The 16,799-nt window shown below is 36.3% G+C and carries 16 protein-coding genes; all 16 read right to left on the bottom strand.

Going from position 1 to position 16,799, the window contains the following annotated elements; genetic code table 11:
* Positions 1-71: 71 nt before the first annotated feature.
* Entirely contained in the window at positions 72-1,064 is a 993-nt protein-coding gene (locus EHR_RS05755) for an aldo/keto reductase (protein WP_014834427.1), read from the bottom strand.
* Between the two features lie 241 nt (positions 1,065-1,305).
* Entirely contained in the window at positions 1,306-2,118 is an 813-nt protein-coding gene (gene msrA, locus EHR_RS05750) for a peptide-methionine (S)-S-oxide reductase MsrA (RefSeq protein WP_010736998.1), read from the bottom strand.
* 192 nt (positions 2,119-2,310) lie between these two features.
* Entirely contained in the window at positions 2,311-3,051 is a 741-nt protein-coding gene (gene truA / locus EHR_RS05745) for a tRNA pseudouridine(38-40) synthase TruA (protein ID WP_025480461.1), read from the bottom strand.
* Between the two features lie 132 nt (positions 3,052-3,183).
* Positions 3,184-3,819 (bottom strand): DUF998 domain-containing protein, encoded by a 636-nt coding sequence (locus EHR_RS05740; protein WP_010721009.1) that lies wholly within the window; start codon positions 3,817-3,819, stop codon positions 3,184-3,186.
* 186 nt (positions 3,820-4,005) lie between these two features.
* The gene (locus EHR_RS05735; protein ID WP_014834426.1) at positions 4,006-5,454 is read right to left on the bottom strand and encodes a response regulator transcription factor; all 1,449 of its coding nucleotides are present in this window, start codon (positions 5,452-5,454) and stop codon (positions 4,006-4,008) included.
* A 4-nt stretch (positions 5,455-5,458) separates the two neighbouring features.
* Complete coding sequence (locus EHR_RS05730) at positions 5,459-7,186, bottom strand: sensor histidine kinase (protein ID WP_010736994.1); 1,728 nt, start codon at positions 7,184-7,186, stop codon at positions 5,459-5,461.
* Positions 7,179-7,793: a YesL family protein gene (locus EHR_RS05725; RefSeq protein WP_010721012.1), complete on the bottom strand. Its 615-nt coding sequence runs from the start codon at positions 7,791-7,793 to the stop codon at positions 7,179-7,181. Before EHR_RS05725 ends, EHR_RS05730 begins: the two co-directional genes overlap by 8 nt.
* A 223-nt stretch (positions 7,794-8,016) precedes the next feature.
* The gene (locus EHR_RS05720) at positions 8,017-9,471 is read right to left on the bottom strand and encodes an ABC transporter substrate-binding protein (RefSeq protein ID WP_010721013.1); all 1,455 of its coding nucleotides are present in this window, start codon (positions 9,469-9,471) and stop codon (positions 8,017-8,019) included.
* Between the two features lie 37 nt (positions 9,472-9,508).
* Complete coding sequence (locus tag EHR_RS05715; protein ID WP_042969881.1) at positions 9,509-10,399, bottom strand: carbohydrate ABC transporter permease; 891 nt, start codon at positions 10,397-10,399, stop codon at positions 9,509-9,511.
* 42 nt (positions 10,400-10,441) lie between these two features.
* Entirely contained in the window at positions 10,442-11,389 is a 948-nt protein-coding gene (locus tag EHR_RS05710) for an ABC transporter permease (RefSeq protein ID WP_010721015.1), read from the bottom strand.
* A gap of 801 nt (positions 11,390-12,190) precedes the next feature.
* Positions 12,191-12,769: a hypothetical protein gene (locus EHR_RS05705; RefSeq protein WP_010736993.1), complete on the bottom strand. Its 579-nt coding sequence runs from the start codon at positions 12,767-12,769 to the stop codon at positions 12,191-12,193.
* A 36-nt stretch (positions 12,770-12,805) separates the two neighbouring features.
* Entirely contained in the window at positions 12,806-13,351 is a 546-nt protein-coding gene (locus EHR_RS05700; RefSeq protein WP_010736992.1) for a hypothetical protein, read from the bottom strand.
* A gap of 18 nt (positions 13,352-13,369) precedes the next feature.
* Positions 13,370-13,672 (bottom strand): DeoR family transcriptional regulator, encoded by a 303-nt coding sequence (locus tag EHR_RS05695; protein WP_014834424.1) that lies wholly within the window; start codon positions 13,670-13,672, stop codon positions 13,370-13,372.
* Positions 13,673-13,729: 57 nt separating this feature from the next.
* Complete coding sequence (locus EHR_RS05690; protein WP_010736990.1) at positions 13,730-14,140, bottom strand: hypothetical protein; 411 nt, start codon at positions 14,138-14,140, stop codon at positions 13,730-13,732.
* A gap of 68 nt (positions 14,141-14,208) precedes the next feature.
* Positions 14,209-16,059 carry a BspA family leucine-rich repeat surface protein gene (locus EHR_RS05685; RefSeq protein WP_010736989.1) on the bottom strand — a complete coding sequence of 617 codons (1,851 nt, stop codon included), beginning with the start codon at positions 16,057-16,059 and terminating at the stop codon, positions 14,209-14,211.
* 234 nt (positions 16,060-16,293) lie between these two features.
* Positions 16,294-16,755 (bottom strand): LPXTG cell wall anchor domain-containing protein, encoded by a 462-nt coding sequence (locus tag EHR_RS05675; RefSeq protein WP_010736987.1) that lies wholly within the window; start codon positions 16,753-16,755, stop codon positions 16,294-16,296.
* Between the last annotated feature and the right edge of the window lie 44 nt (positions 16,756-16,799).

The raw sequence follows: 16,799 nt of genomic DNA, 5'->3' as shown, positions 1-16,799 counted from the left end.
GTAATCTTGATGAGCCATGGCCACTCCTCCTTTACGTTATTTTTCTGAGAAAAAGGAAAAAACAGCTTTCATTAGTGTCCTAAGATTTGTTCAATTTTCTGTTCTTCTTCAGGTGAGAAGGAAAGATTATCCATCATCCGAACACTTTCTTCTAATTGACTAAGTCGACTAGCGCCTACAAGCACACTGGTCACTGACTCTTGTCGTAGATTCCATGCTAAAGCCATTTGTGCTAATGTCTGTCCACGCAAATCAGCTAAATCCTGTAATTGCTTGATCTTACCCAATGTAGGTGCCACTTGATCTTCTGATAGAAAAGGAATTTCTTTACGATGGGCTCGAGAATCTTCTGGAATCCCATGTAAATAGCGTTTAGTTAATAACCCTTGCGCTAAAGGACTAAAAGTAATAGCTCCCAGACCTGTCTCTTCTAAAACAGGTGCTAAATCTTCTTCTAATAACTCTCTTGAAAACATATTGTAACGCATTTGGTGGATAATAAATGGAGCGTTCATTTCACGTAAGATAGCAGACATTTTCTTCGTGTCTTCCCCGTTGTAGTTGGAGATCCCAATATACAGTGTTTTCCCTTGACGAACTAATTGCATAAGCGCTTCTGCCGTTTCTTCCAAAGGTGTATCTGGATCAGAACGATGATGATAAAAGATATCTACGTAATCTAACCCCATCCGTTTGAGGCTTTGATCACAACTAGCAATGATCGATTTACGGGAACCCCATTCCCCATAAGGTCCTTCCCACATGTAATAACCTGCTTTGGTTGAAATGATCATTTCATCACGATACGTTTGAAAGTCTTCTTTAAAGATCCGACCAAAGTTTTTCTCTGCTGCTCCTGCTGGACCACCATAGTTATTGGCTAAATCAAAATGTGTGATCCCCATATCAAAGGCACCACGTAAAATTTCCCGTTGATTACTTATAGGATCATAATCACCAAAGTTTTGCCATAATCCTAAAGACAGCAAAGGCAATCTCAACCCAGATTTTCCAGTTTTTCGATACGTCATTTTTTCGTATCGCTGCTGATTTGCTACATACATATATTCTTCTCCTCCTAAAAAAGTATACGCTTTCAAAAAAATATGGTTTACCACTTCTTTTTCCTAATCTGCGTATGTGATATTTCGTTGTTGATAACTATTGTTCTATGTGAATTATACGCTTATCAATGGTGAATTGCTAACAGGAATCTTTTTTTGCCACAAGAAAAATCGTCGGCTCATTGGGAAAATGTCCCTAAGAAAGTAATGGAATCAGGTGACTGCTAATGAATAAGTGTACTTATTCGTCTCCTCCAGACCATTTTTTCTTTGCCCGCTTAAAAAATAAAAATTGTTGATGAGACTTCTTGATCTTCTTATAACGTTTTTGTTGTTTTTTGTAAAATTGTTGATGATAATTTTCAGCAGGCCAAAAAGTTGTTGCTGGCTTGATCTGTGTGACGATTGGTTCCGCAAACTGATGCGAAGCGATCACTTGTTGCTTGGATTTTTCTGCTAGTATTTTTTGTTCTTCATTTTCTACAAAAATGATGGAGCGGTATTGATTCCCACGATCCTGAAACTGTCCAAAGGCATCTGTTGGATCGGTGACTTGCCAAAAAATCGCTAATAGTTCTTCATAGTTTATCATTCGCCGATCAAAAATAATCTCCACTGCTTCCACATGCCCAGTCGTGCCACTGCTAACTTGGTCATAGTTAGGATGTTCGACCTCCCCGCCAGTATATCCGGACAACACGGAAATAATCCCTTGCCGTGTTTCAAACGGTTCGACTAAGCACCAGAAACAGCCCCCGGCAAAGACGGCTTTTTCTTGATAGCTTTCATCGATGATCTGGTGTTTCGCAAAGTCGTAAGACACTTGTCCCATCGGATCATGGGTGATCTTCAAATAAAAGTCCATGACGTCAGGCGTCAAATTCCCCCGAAGTGCTAGTGGTCGTAAAGAGACTTCAATCATTTCAAGGATTTCTTTTCTTTGTTTTCTTTCCCCTACTTGGTTTTTCGCTTGGATCAACAATGTCCGTTCCCATTCACGGGTATTAGGGTTTAAAATGAGATTGTATAATTCTGCTAGCTCTTGCTCCACCACTTTTCCCCTCACTTCTTGGTCAAATATGTAAATTCGTCCTGAATGTATCACGAAACTAGCGAAATTGCGAATAGACCGCTTAGAGGAGTCATGGGCGAGCGTAGGCTACTCAAAAAAACTGAAACAGCCATTCTTTTGCCTACTACAGGCAATCAAACGACTCTCTCAGTTTGTTCTATTTGATATGAATGTTTATTGGTAATACACTTCGTCTAAAAATAAACCATGTGCCGGCACGGTTTCTCCTGCCTGTTGTCTTACTTTATTCTCAAAAATATCATCAATCGCCGAAACAGGTAACTTTCCTGTACCGATTTCCAAGAGTGTACCCATCAAGATCCGAACCATCTTATACAAAAAGCCATTGCCCACAAAGGTAAAGTGCAACATGCCGCCTTCTTGTTCGATTGAGAGTTCATGAATTGTACGAACTGTTGATTTTTTTGATTTTTTCAAGGCAGAAAACCCGATAAAATCATGACTTCCCATTAGTTTTTGACAAGCTTCATTCATTTTTTCCAGGTCTAGTTCTTGCGGAAAATAGAAACTATGATTTCGTTCAAAAACAGTTGGAATGGGATTATTCCACACATAATAGCTATATTTTTTCCCTGTCGCATTGTATCGAGCATGAAAGCGTTCAGGCATTTCTTCCACTTTTTTGATCACGATATCTCTTGGTAAATAGCGGTTGAGAAAAGTTAGCATTTCATTACGACTCATTTGAGAAGTCGTTTTAAAGTTTGCCACTTGTCCTCTGGCATGTGTCCCAGAATCCGTGCGCCCCGATCCAATGATCTCAATTTTTTCTCCAGTCATCTGTGAGATGATTGCTTCGATTTTACCTTGGATCGTTTTATCGTCATCTCCCAGACGTTGCCAGCCTGAGTAACGTTTCCCATCATATTCGATCGTTAATTTGATATTTCTCATGTCTTTCATTAGACTCCCCTACGATATACATTTGCACATCACGATGTGCGGTCAAGGTTTAGTCTGACACATTTGTCCTGTGGTTTCAATCAGTTTTACGAATTTCCAGCATTTAGTTAGGGCTACAGTCCGCTATGCCCTAATGTGTAAGATACTTAACCACACAATTGGTAAATAATTAAAGAAGAAACTGATCCGTTGACAAAAACCTAACTGATTCAAAACCGGCAATTGATTTAATCCGGGAATACGTGCTGCGCCATAAATTCCTGCAAAAACCAAGCTGGCAACTAGTAAAATAAAAAACGATTGAGTTAATTGTGCATCGCCCATTTTGCGATACAATAAGAAAACAAATAAAGGGAACAAAATAAATCCACCATACCCAATCCCTGAACCAAGATTGTGGATCCAAGTCGAAAAATTCCAAGAAGTTTCGTTCGTGTCCACACTAAATAACCCGGTAAAAATACAATCTGTAACACCATATAGACCGATGGCAGCTGTCACTAATAAAGCAAGTGGTTTTGAAGTAGTAACAAAAGCTTGATATAACGCTGGCATTGCCAAAACATACAAGCAGCCAGATATGACCGACCAAATCAAAAATGCTTTTCGTACGGGACTACCAACATCCCCAAAAAGACTGATCACAGCAGTCATTTGATTAAGTTTGGGATAAAAAATCCCTAAAACATACGGCGTCAGAAAATCACTTACTACTCCTGACAATAAAAAATAAAATCCATATTTACGTAAAAAATCCATCCTGCATCCTCTTTTCACCAACCAGAAAAAAGAAAGTTTCATGCTCGCTTTCTTTCAAAATTCTAGACATCATCTAGAAAAATTGTACCGAATTATACTAATTTAAACAAGCTTCAAGACATGCAGCACCTTGGATTTACTTGATGAGGGTAATGAGCACTTTCCTCTGAACCACAGTAGCTGATTTTATACGATCATTCCATTCTTTTCACGATATTCTTTTGGTGACTTGCCGACGATTTTTTTGAACAACTTTGAAAAATAGGTTGTTTTGTTGTAGCCGATCTCACTAGAAATTTCATTGATATTTTGATTGCTATGCAGCAGCAACCATTTCGCTTGTTCCATTCTGAGATGATTTAAATAAGTTGAAAAACTTTTTTTCGTTTCTTTTTTGAATAATTGCCCCAAATACATCACATTCAAATGCAGGCTTTCTGAAACTTCTTTCAAGGTTAAAGGTTCTCGGTAGTGTTCGTGTAAGATCGTCATCACTCGTTCGACATTCTCGCTATATCGGACTTGTTTTTGCTGTTCCTTGATCAAAGATAGTAAGAGTTGATGCAGTTCTTGGACTGTTTTTGCTTGATTGATCTGTTGAATCCCTTTTAAATATTCATCGTCTTCTAGCCGAATCAATTCCCGGTGGATATCCATAAACAACAAAAAACTAAAATGACGGATATCATCCGGTGTCATCACAGCAGTTTGGAATTGGTCAAAAAATTGAGTGATCATTTGTTGGGCACTAGCCAATTGCCCGCTTTTTAACACACGATTAAACGAAGAAAAATCAATTGCCTGTTCTTTCGCTGCTTCTTGTTCGGCAAAAAAGATATGTTGATCTTTTTCACCGTAAAATTGATGCAGTTGTAAATTATCTTTGGCATATTGATAACTCTCAGGGATCTTATCGGGATCTGCTGTTTCATCTCCAATACTGATCAACCAGTTTTCTTCCATACTCTTCTCTTGAATGAAGCGGCAAAATGCAGAAACTGACGCTTCTTCCAGCAACAAAGTAAAGCGTTCCATGTCTCCAAAGTTTCGTTGATAATAAAAAAGTTCTTGGTGGTTTTTCAGCCACTGATTCACTGATTTCCCGACGGATCTAGACACTTGAGCGAGTAAAACTCTTCGTTGTTTCCCTCCGATTTTGTCTAAAATCTCTTCTTCACTCACTTTATCTAATTCTTCATTGAGCCACTGACTAAAAAGGACTTCTTGATAGATTTCTTGCTGGTTTTTCTGTTCAATTTGATGATCTAATTGCTGCTTCACTTTGGTTAAACTAGCAATCAGTTCGGTTTTATTAACTGGCTTCATCAAGTAATTGATGGCCCCTAATTGCATCCCACTTTTTAAATAATCAAATTCCTGATAACCAGAAAGAATCATAAATTCAAACGCATGATGTTCCTTTTGAGCCGCCTCGATAAATTCTAAACCATTCATTTCGGGCATCGTGACATCTGTTATAACTAAATCAATGGATTGATTTTCTAAAACAGACAATCCTTGCATCGCGTTTTCTGCCGTTGCGACTACCTGAAATCCCAAACTTGCCCAATCAACAATTTTTTGCAACCCTGCCAAGATCATATATTCATCGTCGACTAATAACACTCGGTACATGTTCCTACCCCTTTTCTTTAAATGTAATAGTGACAGACAATCCTCCTTCTTGATTGGTACTTAGCTTCATCTGATAACTATGTCCAAAACTAGCACGCAAACGTTCATTCACATTTTGCAATCCAATCGATTGGTACAATTCGACTTTAGGATGCGCCAATCTTGATTCGATCTCTGCCAAGCGTTCCGGTGTGATCCCTTTGCCGTTATCCTTCACAATAATCTGGACTCGTTGCCCTTCACGAAACACTTTCACGCTTAAGGCATTATCAAAACGTGTAAAATCGACCCCATGTTTAAAATAATTTTCGATCAATGGTTGAATCACAAACTTCGGTACTTCGATACTTGCTAATGATGGATCAATGGAAAAATGATAGGCGATCCGGTTGGGGTAACGCATCTGATATAAATAGACATATTTTTCGCAAAAGTCCAGTTCTTCCTTTAAACTGATCGTCTTTTCTTGATTAGTATTGTTTCGCAACAAGGCCGAAAAAGCATACACCACATCTGCCAATTCTTCGCTGCCTTCACTTAACGCATACATCCGAATATACTCTAACGTGTTATAGAGAAAATGAGGATTGATTTGTGCTTGTAATGCACGCATGTGGGCATCTTGCTGTTTGATTTCCAATTTATAGATATCTTCAACATATTGGTTGATGCTATCCAACATCTCATTGATCCCTATAGAAAGGTCTTTTAATTCATATTCCGTTTGGGTGGTATCGATCCGCGTCTCCAAATTACCTTTGGCCGTTTCATTCATTGCATCCATCACGAGATCTACTTGTTGCGAATAGCGCTTGAAGGTTTGGTATAAAAAGAATAGCAGACTGACATCTAATAGAAATACACCGAAAATCAATGGTGTTAAATCTTGGATAACCGCTCGTCTAACCATCGAACGATCTAAAGTAGCCAATATCCGGTAATCATCGGGTAATTGTTGGTACTGGATGAAATTATTTTTTTCAAGGTTTATCAGTGGCAAAGTGGAATTTTCTTGAAGGCTGGTTGTAATCAATTGTTCTTGGGTTGCTAGTTTATCCTTTGTCATTCCTTGATCATGGAATGTGTATAAACGGTTGGTGGTACCAGAGATCATATACAATGATAAGCCGCTAAAGGTATTCAAACTCTTTAATGCCGCATCCAATTCCGCTTTTTCAAAACCGACAAACATGCTCCCGACTTCGCTTCCACCTTGCGTGATCGACATTTTGATATAAAAAGCATCTGTCAATTTAGGCGTACCACTTTTAATCACCCCTCCTTTATTTGCTCTAGAAGATTCCAGATACTCAGGCAATTGACTGAAAACAACATAGACGGAGCTGACTTCCTCATAGCTGACATAAATATCTCTCATTAGATAAGGAAAAGAGACAAAATCGGTCGTTTTTTGTTGTTGATCATAAGCGTACATCAAATATTCATTGATCGGTTTTGTCAGATAAGTAGTCGCATTCTCGATTTTATCAGAGTTCCCCAACAATTGGTCTTTAATGATTTTACTTAGTGTCGTTTTATCGTTCAGTGTACGACTGGTACTTTGTAACGCCTCACTTGTCGTTCGCTTGGCTTGCTCTTGCGTTTGTACCCACGTATGAACACTGATGATAGCAGTCGCCACCGTTGTTAATAAAATCAGGACGAGCGCATATTTTCGGAAAAGACGATTCAGAAGTGTTCCTTGTGAAAATAAAATACGCCATTTATTCATAGCTTTCTAACTGCATATCCAGTTTTTCCCGCCATTGTTTGGTTACCAGCCCATTCCAAACAGTCAATAAGCCAATCACACCAAAGAGAATCAGTCCTTTATAATTCCAAGTTAGCCAAAAAATAATGCCTCCGCCAATCAACAATTTCAAAAAGGTCGAAAAACTGGAAAAGCCTGAAACAAAACTTAACTTAAGTAGGTTAGGAATCGAAATTTCGTATTCACTATCTAAAATCAAGCTATACTGATAAGTGGAGTAAATATAAAGTAAACTAAAAATCAGGATAAAATCAGTAATCAAAAAAAGGATTCCTTGAATTTGAACAGATAAGTATAAATTATAGCCAAGCAAAAATGTCCCCGCTAAAAATAAACCAAACAACACATTCCCACGGACAAATGTTTGTTTAAATGTTTCCCACCCTCGCTTAAACGTAATCTCTTTATATTCAAAACCATAAAGATAAAACAATTCGTTGACTGTTTTATAAGCAGGTCCAATCCCTAATACGATGGCTCCCATCAGTGTATAGATCCAAAAATAAAAAGTTAATTTCATGACCACCCACACTCTGATAAATAATGTTTCTAGTGCTTTACCTAACATGCGATTCCCTCCATAAAAAATATTGTATTCCCTTTCATTATACAAGAGTAGTAAAAAAGTAAAAGAACCAGTTTGATAAAAATCCTAATGAACTTTTAGCTACTTGGTTGCTTATCTTTCATTTCTTCGGACACTAATCAAAAAGCAGAACTCTCCAAAAATTCGACATGCAAATTTCGGAAAAAGTTCTGCTTCTTTCTAGAAACTGATTCAGTTTCTTGAATTATTTACTTTCCTTACGAAATGCATCATATTGTTTTTGCATTTCTGTTAATACTTTGTCATAACCTGCTCTGTTCAAAGCATCTTTTAGTTTTGGTAATGTTTCATCAGGATCAACTGTCCCAGTATTTAATCCATCTAGGTATTGATTCATGACATTTGAGATATTACTTAGTTCTGTTTTTACGCTATCTGTATTGAAACTAAAGCCTAAGATTGGAGAAGTTTTTGCTTCTTCAATTGATTTATCTCTTTCAGCGATCATTTCATCTGTGATCGTATCTTGTGTGTATAAGATTTCATTGTTACCGGTATTCCAAGCAGACATGTGCATGTTTGGTTGGTACCCATCTAATAATTTGATCTTGTCATCGCCATCTTTTTTCCATGCTTCGCCTTCGATACCCCAAACTAAACCATTCAATAATTCTGGATCGCTATTTAATAAACCTAAAAATTCAACTGATTTTTCTTTGTTTTTAGAGGTATTTGATACGACAAAGTTGGCCATTTGTGCTTGTCCAGTTGACTTCAATGGAACAGTGATTGCTTTTGAAACCAATTCTTGTTTCGCTGCATTAGTCAAGATCGTATCGCCATAATCGTATGGTCCTTGCGTTTCGCCACGCATTAACCAAGTATTCCCTTCAAGTGGGTAATCTTTATTACTAGTAGCAGCATCGCTAGGAATCAATCCTTGTTTATACCAGCTGTGCATCGTACGTAATAATTCGATAAACGTTTTGTTGTCGTATTGATTGATGATCTTAGTGTCATCGCCGTTCAAATCAACCGCAAATGGTAATGTATTCCCTAATGGATAATCGAAATCTCCTTGGACCTTAAATCCTTGTCCAATCGCAAAAGCAGCTGTATTTGGGTCTTTTTTATGGAATTCTTGTAACACTTTTTCCGCATCCTGATAAGATTCGATCCCATCAATCGATAAATTGTATTTATCTAATAACGGCTTGTTGAAAGTCAACACTTGTTGGGCAAACACATTGCCATTTACTGGAAAGGCATACAATTTTCCGTTAACTAAATTTCCTTTGATATACGCTTCATCTAAAGAATCATACGCTTCTTTCGCATATTTTGGTGCTAATTCTGTCAAATCAGTAAATGCACCCTTTTGCGCATTTGATACATAGTTGTTGGCAAAGGCAATATCGTAGTTTTCACCAGAAGAGATAATGACATTCATTTTCTTCTCGTAATCGCCCCAACCGATGTAGTTGATATTGACTTTGACTCCGATTTTATCTTCGATCCGTTTATTTGCAATGTCCATTAACTGATCGAAATTCTCTGGTTTATCACCGATTTGATACATTTGAAGGGTTGTTGAATCACTTGCTTCAGCTTTTTCTTTTGTCCCCGATCCGCAGGCTGCCAATGTTCCAACCATCATTGCAGAAACGCCAGTAAAGGCTAATTTCTTCCATAACTTCATTTTTCTTCCTCCTAAATTGTTTTATATTTTTATTGCATTACTCTTTTACTCCACCAATCGTTAATCCTTTAACAAAATGTTTCTGGAAGAATGGATAGCTGATCGCAATCGGTAAAGTAGAAATCACGACGATCGCCATTCGAGCTGATTCTCCCGGAACAGAAGCAAGTCCGCCTGTCAATTGACTGCCCGCTCCTGAATTTTGTGTCAAATATTGAATATTGCTTTGGATCTTCATCAATAAATATTGCAAAGGAACCAGTTTATCATCTTGAATGTAAAGCAACGCATTAAACCAATCATTCCAATACCCTAAGGCAGCAAACAAACTGATCGTTGCAATCCCTGGAATTGCCAGCGGTAAAACGATTTGCACAAAGATTCGCAGCTCACTAGCCCCATCAATTCTTGCAGATTCAATGATCGAATCTGAAACCGAGCGTTTGAAGAACGTTCGCATCACGATGATATTGAACGGGCTGACCGCCATTGGCAAAATCAATGCCCAGATCGTATCTTTTAACTGCAAGAGATTCGTCATTACTAAATAGTTCGCAACCATCCCTGGTGAGAACAACATCGTGATCAAACAAAATACGGTAAAGAAGCGCCGAAATGGGAAGTTTGATCGTGAAATCGCATAAGCGTATAAAGAAGTCGCTGTACTATTGATCAAAGTCCCTAGAACAGTGACAAGGATCGTCACAAATAAAGCTTGGAAAATCTTGTCTTGCATTTGACCGAATAAGTAAGTATACCCAAATGTACTAAATTCTTTTGGCCAAAAACTGTAGCCATATTGTGTCAAAGCGGATTCTTTCGTAAAAGAAATCGCAATCACGAATAGAAACGGTAAGATGCAAGAAAGAGCAAACAATGCGATCAACAAGTTAGAGAAAAAATTGGTTGTTTTGTTAAATGAACGAATTTGTACTCGTTCGACTTTCTTTTTTTCATTTCTTTCTCCTCCCTAGAACAATGCTGATTCGCTGTCGAAACGACGAGCAATCGTATTTGTGATCATCAATAGAACAAACCCGACAACGGATTGATACAATCCCGCTGCAGCTGTCATTCCAAAGTCACCAGTAGAGGTCAAGCCATTATAAATGTAAGTATCCAATACTTGTGTGACATCATAAAGTGCCCCGGAATTTCTCGGGATATTGTAGAATAAACCAAAGTCTGCTCGGAAAATATTCCCGACAGCTAGAATCGTTAAGATCGTCATCAACGGAATCAATTGTGGAATCGTCACATGTTTGATTTGTTGCCATTTGCTGGCACCATCCACCATCGCTGCTTCATAATAAGTAGGATCGATCCCCATAACAGAAGCAAAATAAATGATACTGTTATAGCCAATCCCTTTCCACGTACCGATAAAGACAAGAATAAACGGCCAATACTTCGGTTCGTTATACCAGTTGATCGCTTCTCCACCATGCCCAGTGATCCACTGATTAAAGATTCCTTTGTCAGGACTCAAGAAGGCATAAACAAAATACCCAATGATGACCCATGATAGAAAGTAAGGAAGTAACGACATTGTTTGGTAAACTTTTACCAGTCGTTTATTCCGTAATTCACTCATAATGATGGCAAAAACAACGGAAATCAATAAATTCAAAAGAATAAAAGTAACATTATATAAAATGGTGTTTTTAGTGATCAAGAAAGCTTGATCAGAAGTAAATAAGAAGCGGAAATTTTCCCAACCAACCCAAGGGCTTTCTCTTAAACTAGCTAAAAACCCGTCAGCAGAAATATGGAAGTTTTTAAATGCTACTACGTTTGCTAATACTGGGATATAAAAGAAAAAAATCATCCATAGCATCCCCGGCACAGCCATTAGTACTAAAGCTTTGTAGCGCCATAGATTAGCAAAAAAATGATTTAACCCCTTTCTTTTTTTCATCGTAAAACTCCTTTCGTGTCATTCACAAGCCAATTATAGCGCTTACAACAAAAGGAATAAATAAACAAATTATAGATAAAATGATACAAAATATAGATAACAAAATTAGGCAGAGGTTCAATTTTAGCGATCAATTTTTTCAAAAAATCGTTGGCTAATGGCAGTAATTTCTAAATAAACACGGATGAAATGAGCATAAAAAAGGGTGTTAGGTATAGAAAAACCGATAAATAAGTCGAACATGCAGAAAAAACAGCCGCTCATTAGAATGAAAATCACTGATATTCTAGTAGGTACTTAAGTTGCTACTGTACAAGTTATATTCGTTTTGAGATAGACAATACTCACGATTAGTTGAACAGGAGTTTTGAACAGACGATCAATCCTATACTGCTTCTATTCACTCTTTTGTTAACAGCAACTATGTTGCTTTATATAAACTAAAGTGATGTGGCTGTAATATAAATAAGAAGGGTCAAAAACTTAAAAGTTTTTGACCCTTGACATTGTTGCGTACACCATTTTGTTTATAAAATCCATCAACCTTTTCTTAATAAATTCATACGACCCTTACTATTCGAACAAGTAAAGAAAATGTTGGAAATATCATAACTCCTATGACTAGATACCATAAATCCATGATTAGATTCCCCAATGTAAACGGTACAATTATACCTGTGAATAAAATAAATGCTACTATTATTAGATTTAAAAAGTAGAAGCAACTCGCAGTATATAAGACCGTGTGATTTCTTAGTACTCAGTTTCTATAAACCAATGGTGGGGAAATCATAAATTAATTTAACGGATTAGATTTAAACTTTCTGTCAATATTACTTTTAAATCCTCTCCAACGGAATAACGGGAGATAGGAAAAAGATTGGGAAGATCTAATTCAGTTTCGGCCAATACCGAGCGATCACAGATAATTATATGAGGATTTCTTTTTATATATTCTGGTAATTGATCCACAGAATAATATAGATACGAATCGATCATATTGTAATCCAGATTAAGCCAGTGAATAAGTAATTCCCGATAAATGATATGTGCCTCTTCACTTTCTGCCACAACAAAGTACACTCTCTTTTGTTTCTCTCTAAAAATAAGACTCGAAGACACTTGTGCAGTGAACCACTCAATTGCTACATCACTAAAAATAAAAGGCGGTTCTGGCCATACCTCTTCTTTCCATTGAATAAAAATTTTTTTTATTCTTGGTAAAAGTTGCAATTGTTCTTCACTTAGATAATGATGACGATACAACAAAAAATGTTGTAAGCTATTCCAAGTGGAATAACAAAAAGTAATGAGTGGACGTTCAAAAATAATTTGTGAAAATAAGTTATTTTTGAATTCCTCTTCAAAATGAAAGACCAAACTTTGGACTTCACGAATATTTTCAATGACATGTTCTCATTCATACTGGTAATTGAGTTGAATTGTCATAAAGCTATCAGAATTTAGTGAGATGTTTTTATAAATAGTAGTCAAAAAAAGCAATTCATTGTTATCTAAATCATATTCTTTAAAAAACAATTTTACATTTGTTTGAATTTTCTTAAACGTTAAGCTTTCTTCTAATTTGTATTTTATTGAACTTTTCTGTACTGGATGGTCTTCGTATCTTGTGATGGTTAGATAAACAGCTAACGTCAAAAACGTGTATTCACGATCATTTTTCTCATAACAATTCGCTAAATCAAAAAATAACTTTTCTACAAATTCTTGTGATTGCTTCATTTTTTCTTTATCTAATGTATGACAATTAAGAGGTTTTCTAGCCAATACCGTTAATGTCACTAGTCTAAAGGTTATTTCATCATTTAACCAAGCTTTATTTTCATCTAAAAGACCTATCTCTATAAAATATTGTTCAACATTTTTTTTTAGCTGAAAAGCCTTTGTCACTGAAACAAATTCATTTTCTACTATAGTTAAATAATTAGTTTCATCAGTCAAATAAAGTAGACATACATTTCAAAATTTCGAATAACTATAAATTTGTTTGATTAAATCATATCTTGTATAGATGGTATCAAACCAGACGGTCATGTGTGTTTTAGTGATTTCGTAGCTTACAATGTAATCTTCTAACTGGAAGACCAATCTATCAAAATCTCTTTTTATCGTATTGAAACTAACATCCAAGCGTTTTGCTACATCTGAAATCACTAATTTTTTACACTCGTATAGGTATTCTGTTAATTTCACCTGCCGCATAATTTCTTTCTCAATATAATTTTCGATCATACCAATCCTGCCCCCAATCACTACTTTCATTATAAGTTTTTTTCTCAAAGAATAGCATTAAACTGCCTTTCTCTTCTCCAAAAGAAATCAATTTTCCGTATTTGAAACTGTTTTAATATAAAATTGTGGTAAAATCCCTATATTTTGAAAATCTTTTGCATAATATTGAATATCCTCGATATACTCTCTATAAGTATATTCTGATTCTCGCTCTAAATAGGCAGCCAATGTCTGTTGATCGGAAAAATCACTATACGTCACCACCCCAATAACATTAATGATTTCGGCTTCTGTTTTTAAAAGATATAAAATACTTTCGATGCCTTTCGATTTCGAATATTGGATCTTCTGTAGACATTCTTGCTTTAAGGAATCAATTTTTTCCAATGCTAGTGTAATATTTTGTTTTACTTCTTTATTATTTTCGTCGTTATATTCTCGTTTTCTTAGTGCTAGAATTAACTGTTCAATTTCTTTTATATCCATCCATTTGTCCATAAGCTATCACCTCACTTACTAGATGAAACAAGCAAAGTAATTACTTACTTTGCTTGTAGGTATTACAATTATGGTGCTTTCACTAAATTCCAATTAACTTGTCCTGCATACTGATTCGCTTGTACCTGTGCCACTTCTGGGATCACTAATTCGGCATCCCCTAAAGCAAAATCGTAAACACCAGATGGTACGTTTTGGTTCACTTGCATGACGCAAACTTCAGCACCCGTTCCAATCTGAAGGTTGGCTGTACCAGTAACCTCTGAAATTGGTGTGAAATCTGACTCTTGTACGGGTGATTGGCCATTATTATTATTCTTATATACTTGCCCATTGGTATTTTTTGATTGAATATAACTCCCTTCAATTCCTGGTGTATTCCAAACCAACTGCGCATTCAACTGCCAAGTTGAACCAGAGTTTTGATCCTTGACTCCAATATGAAATCCGGAACCATTTTCTAATGGAATACTTTGTTGTCCACTTTCTTGGAGTTGCGTGGTAGGTATATTAAAGGACTTTGGAAGATAAGCTAAAGCTAAATTTTCTTTGCTATCAGGATTTGGTTTGATACTTTCCCCTGGTACATTCGGCTCTGTTACTTTTTTCCATGTTGGTTTATAGGTCGAATTAGTAATTGCAAATAAATCTTTTCCTGGGGCTATAGTCCATGGGTTAGTGAAGTTGACTTCCCAGCCAGCAAATTCATAGCCAGCTCGTAGGGGTTGATTTTCTTGCATCCATCTATTTATCGCATCCAGTGATCCTTGCTTAGAATCAACTGCAACTGTATTGAAATATTTTTTAATTCCTGTTGTTCCATCAGGATATTGCCCGTCGCCACTACTTATATTTAATAACGCTGGCGTTTGAGTAAATTTATACTCATTAAGTAAATGTGGATCATCTGTAACAACCAAGAATCTGCCGCCTGCATAGGTAGTACCAGAAAACATATGTGTAGTATTTGCTCCATTTGTTCTGAGATTCGGAATATATAGAACTTCTAAGCTCGAACCAGCGAACATGTTAGACATGTCCTTTACGGATGATGTATCCCAAGTCGATATTCCAATTTCTTTTATATAGTTTAAGTCTGAAAAAGCATTATTCATATTTGTAACATTCGATACATCTAAATTATTTAAATCTAAAACCTTAAGATATCTCCTGTTACTGCAGATCTTTTCCATTGAATCTCCTGCATATTTTACTTTAGAACCATTTGAACTAACTCTTAAGATATTAGTACTGTTATCAGTAAATGCTGCTGCTCTGTTAATAGCAATCTTCTCAATAAACACCTCTGTACATTGAGCATACTTCATTGGATCTAATGCTTGTAGATCTTCCAAAGTAGGAATTACTCTCTTAGCTCTAGTTATGTTTACTGGTCCTACATATTTATTAATTGTAGCTGTAGACCCTGTTACTGTAACATCCCAATCCGCTAATACAATTTCTGGATCAGCTGTTCCTGTTGCTGTTGCTGTTGCTTTTTCATTTCCCGTTTCTTTAGTTTTAGAAGAATCGGTTTGCGCCTTTTCTTCTGCTTGTTTCTCTGTTGTATCACTCGTTTCTGAAGACGAGCTAGATTCTGTTTCACTTGTCTCAATCGTTTCTGCTTCCTTTTGCTCCGTTTCTTCATTCTCAGAAGAAGCAGTCAGATTTTCAGAAGTAGTTTGGGAAGATGCTCCTTCTGGGGATATTTCTTGGTCTTCCTCCAGACCATTTTCCTCACTTTGAACTGTTTTCAGTGGATCCAATGGATTTAGGACTAAATCCTTTTCTTCTGAGTAATTCTGAGTTACTTGAGTATCCGATGGGTTTGTTGCTTGTGCACACACATTTGTTGTGATCAAACATAGGTTACTAGCTAAAATTGCAGAACATAGTCCAACAACTTTTGTTGCTTTCATGTAATACAGACTCCCTTCTTTCTTATAATTGGTTATTAAGGATAAATACATATATGATAGATAAAACCGCTACACTCAATGAACTGATCAAACCACAATAGTTTATATATATATATACATTTAACTTAGATGGTTCTACTTCACTTGCTTGTTTATAATGAATCAAGAAATAACGAATCTGAATCATTAAAAAGACAACAGCCATAATTAGCAAACAAATAGGCAATACATACATTATTCTTCCTTCTCCTTTCTTCGTTTTGGTTTACAAATATAAAACAAGAAGATTGACACAATCAGTCCTATACCACCGCAGAGCAACCAATTATTTTTAACGGCTCCAGTTTCCGGTAAAAATGATGTTTTTAAAAAATGATTTTCTCCTTTTCCTTGGTCGAGTGAACTAGTGCCTTTGCCTGCTATAGTGAGTGAAGAATCTGCTGTATTCTCGCTTCTATCATTACTCGGATCATTGGTTGTATTATTTGTTGTATCATTCGTTGTATTATTTGTTTCGTCACTCACTGTTTCTCCAGATAATTTATCTGGCATGATTTTTTTGTATAAAGTAATCTTAAGATCTGTCTCTGTTTGCTCTTGTGCCTCTGCTTCTACTCCTGTTGAAGTACCAGGAATTAGCATTGAGCCGAGAAATAAGCTACACATTAAACCAGTCAATATACATTTCTTTTTCATTCTTTTCCTCCTTTAACAAATAAAATATATAAAGTACTAATCAA

The sequence above is a fragment of the Enterococcus hirae ATCC 9790 genome (assembly GCF_000271405.2).
In the GTDB taxonomy this organism is placed as follows: domain Bacteria; phylum Bacillota; class Bacilli; order Lactobacillales; family Enterococcaceae; genus Enterococcus_B; species Enterococcus_B hirae.
Note: the sequence above shows the minus strand (reverse complement) of the source record. Positions and strands in the feature narration are given on the sequence as shown.

What these genes read in the sequence shown, in the direction of transcription:
- EHR_RS05755 (WP_014834427.1), bottom strand. Translation starts at nt 1,064, where the DNA reads ATGTATGTAGCAAATCAGCAGCGATACGAAAAAATGACGTATCGAAAA.
- truA (WP_025480461.1), bottom strand. Translation starts at nt 3,051, where the DNA reads ATGAGAAATATCAAATTAACGATCGAATATGATGGGAAACGTTACTCA.
- EHR_RS05740 (WP_010721009.1), bottom strand. Translation starts at nt 3,819, where the DNA reads ATGGATTTTTTACGTAAATATGGATTTTATTTTTTATTGTCAGGAGTA.
- EHR_RS05735 (WP_014834426.1), bottom strand. Translation starts at nt 5,454, where the DNA reads ATGTACCGAGTGTTATTAGTCGACGATGAATATATGATCTTGGCAGGG.
- EHR_RS05730 (WP_010736994.1), bottom strand. Translation starts at nt 7,186, where the DNA reads ATGAATAAATGGCGTATTTTATTTTCACAAGGAACACTTCTGAATCGT.
- EHR_RS05725 (WP_010721012.1), bottom strand. Translation starts at nt 7,793, where the DNA reads ATGTTAGGTAAAGCACTAGAAACATTATTTATCAGAGTGTGGGTGGTC.
- EHR_RS05720 (WP_010721013.1), bottom strand. Translation starts at nt 9,471, where the DNA reads ATGAAGTTATGGAAGAAATTAGCCTTTACTGGCGTTTCTGCAATGATG.
- EHR_RS05710 (WP_010721015.1), bottom strand. Translation starts at nt 11,389, where the DNA reads ATGAAAAAAAGAAAGGGGTTAAATCATTTTTTTGCTAATCTATGGCGC.
- EHR_RS05695 (WP_014834424.1), bottom strand. Translation starts at nt 13,672, where the DNA reads ATGAAAGTAGTGATTGGGGGCAGGATTGGTATGATCGAAAATTATATT.
- EHR_RS05690 (WP_010736990.1), bottom strand. Translation starts at nt 14,140, where the DNA reads ATGGACAAATGGATGGATATAAAAGAAATTGAACAGTTAATTCTAGCA.
- EHR_RS05685 (WP_010736989.1), bottom strand. Translation starts at nt 16,059, where the DNA reads ATGAAAGCAACAAAAGTTGTTGGACTATGTTCTGCAATTTTAGCTAGT.
- EHR_RS05675 (WP_010736987.1), bottom strand. Translation starts at nt 16,755, where the DNA reads ATGAAAAAGAAATGTATATTGACTGGTTTAATGTGTAGCTTATTTCTC.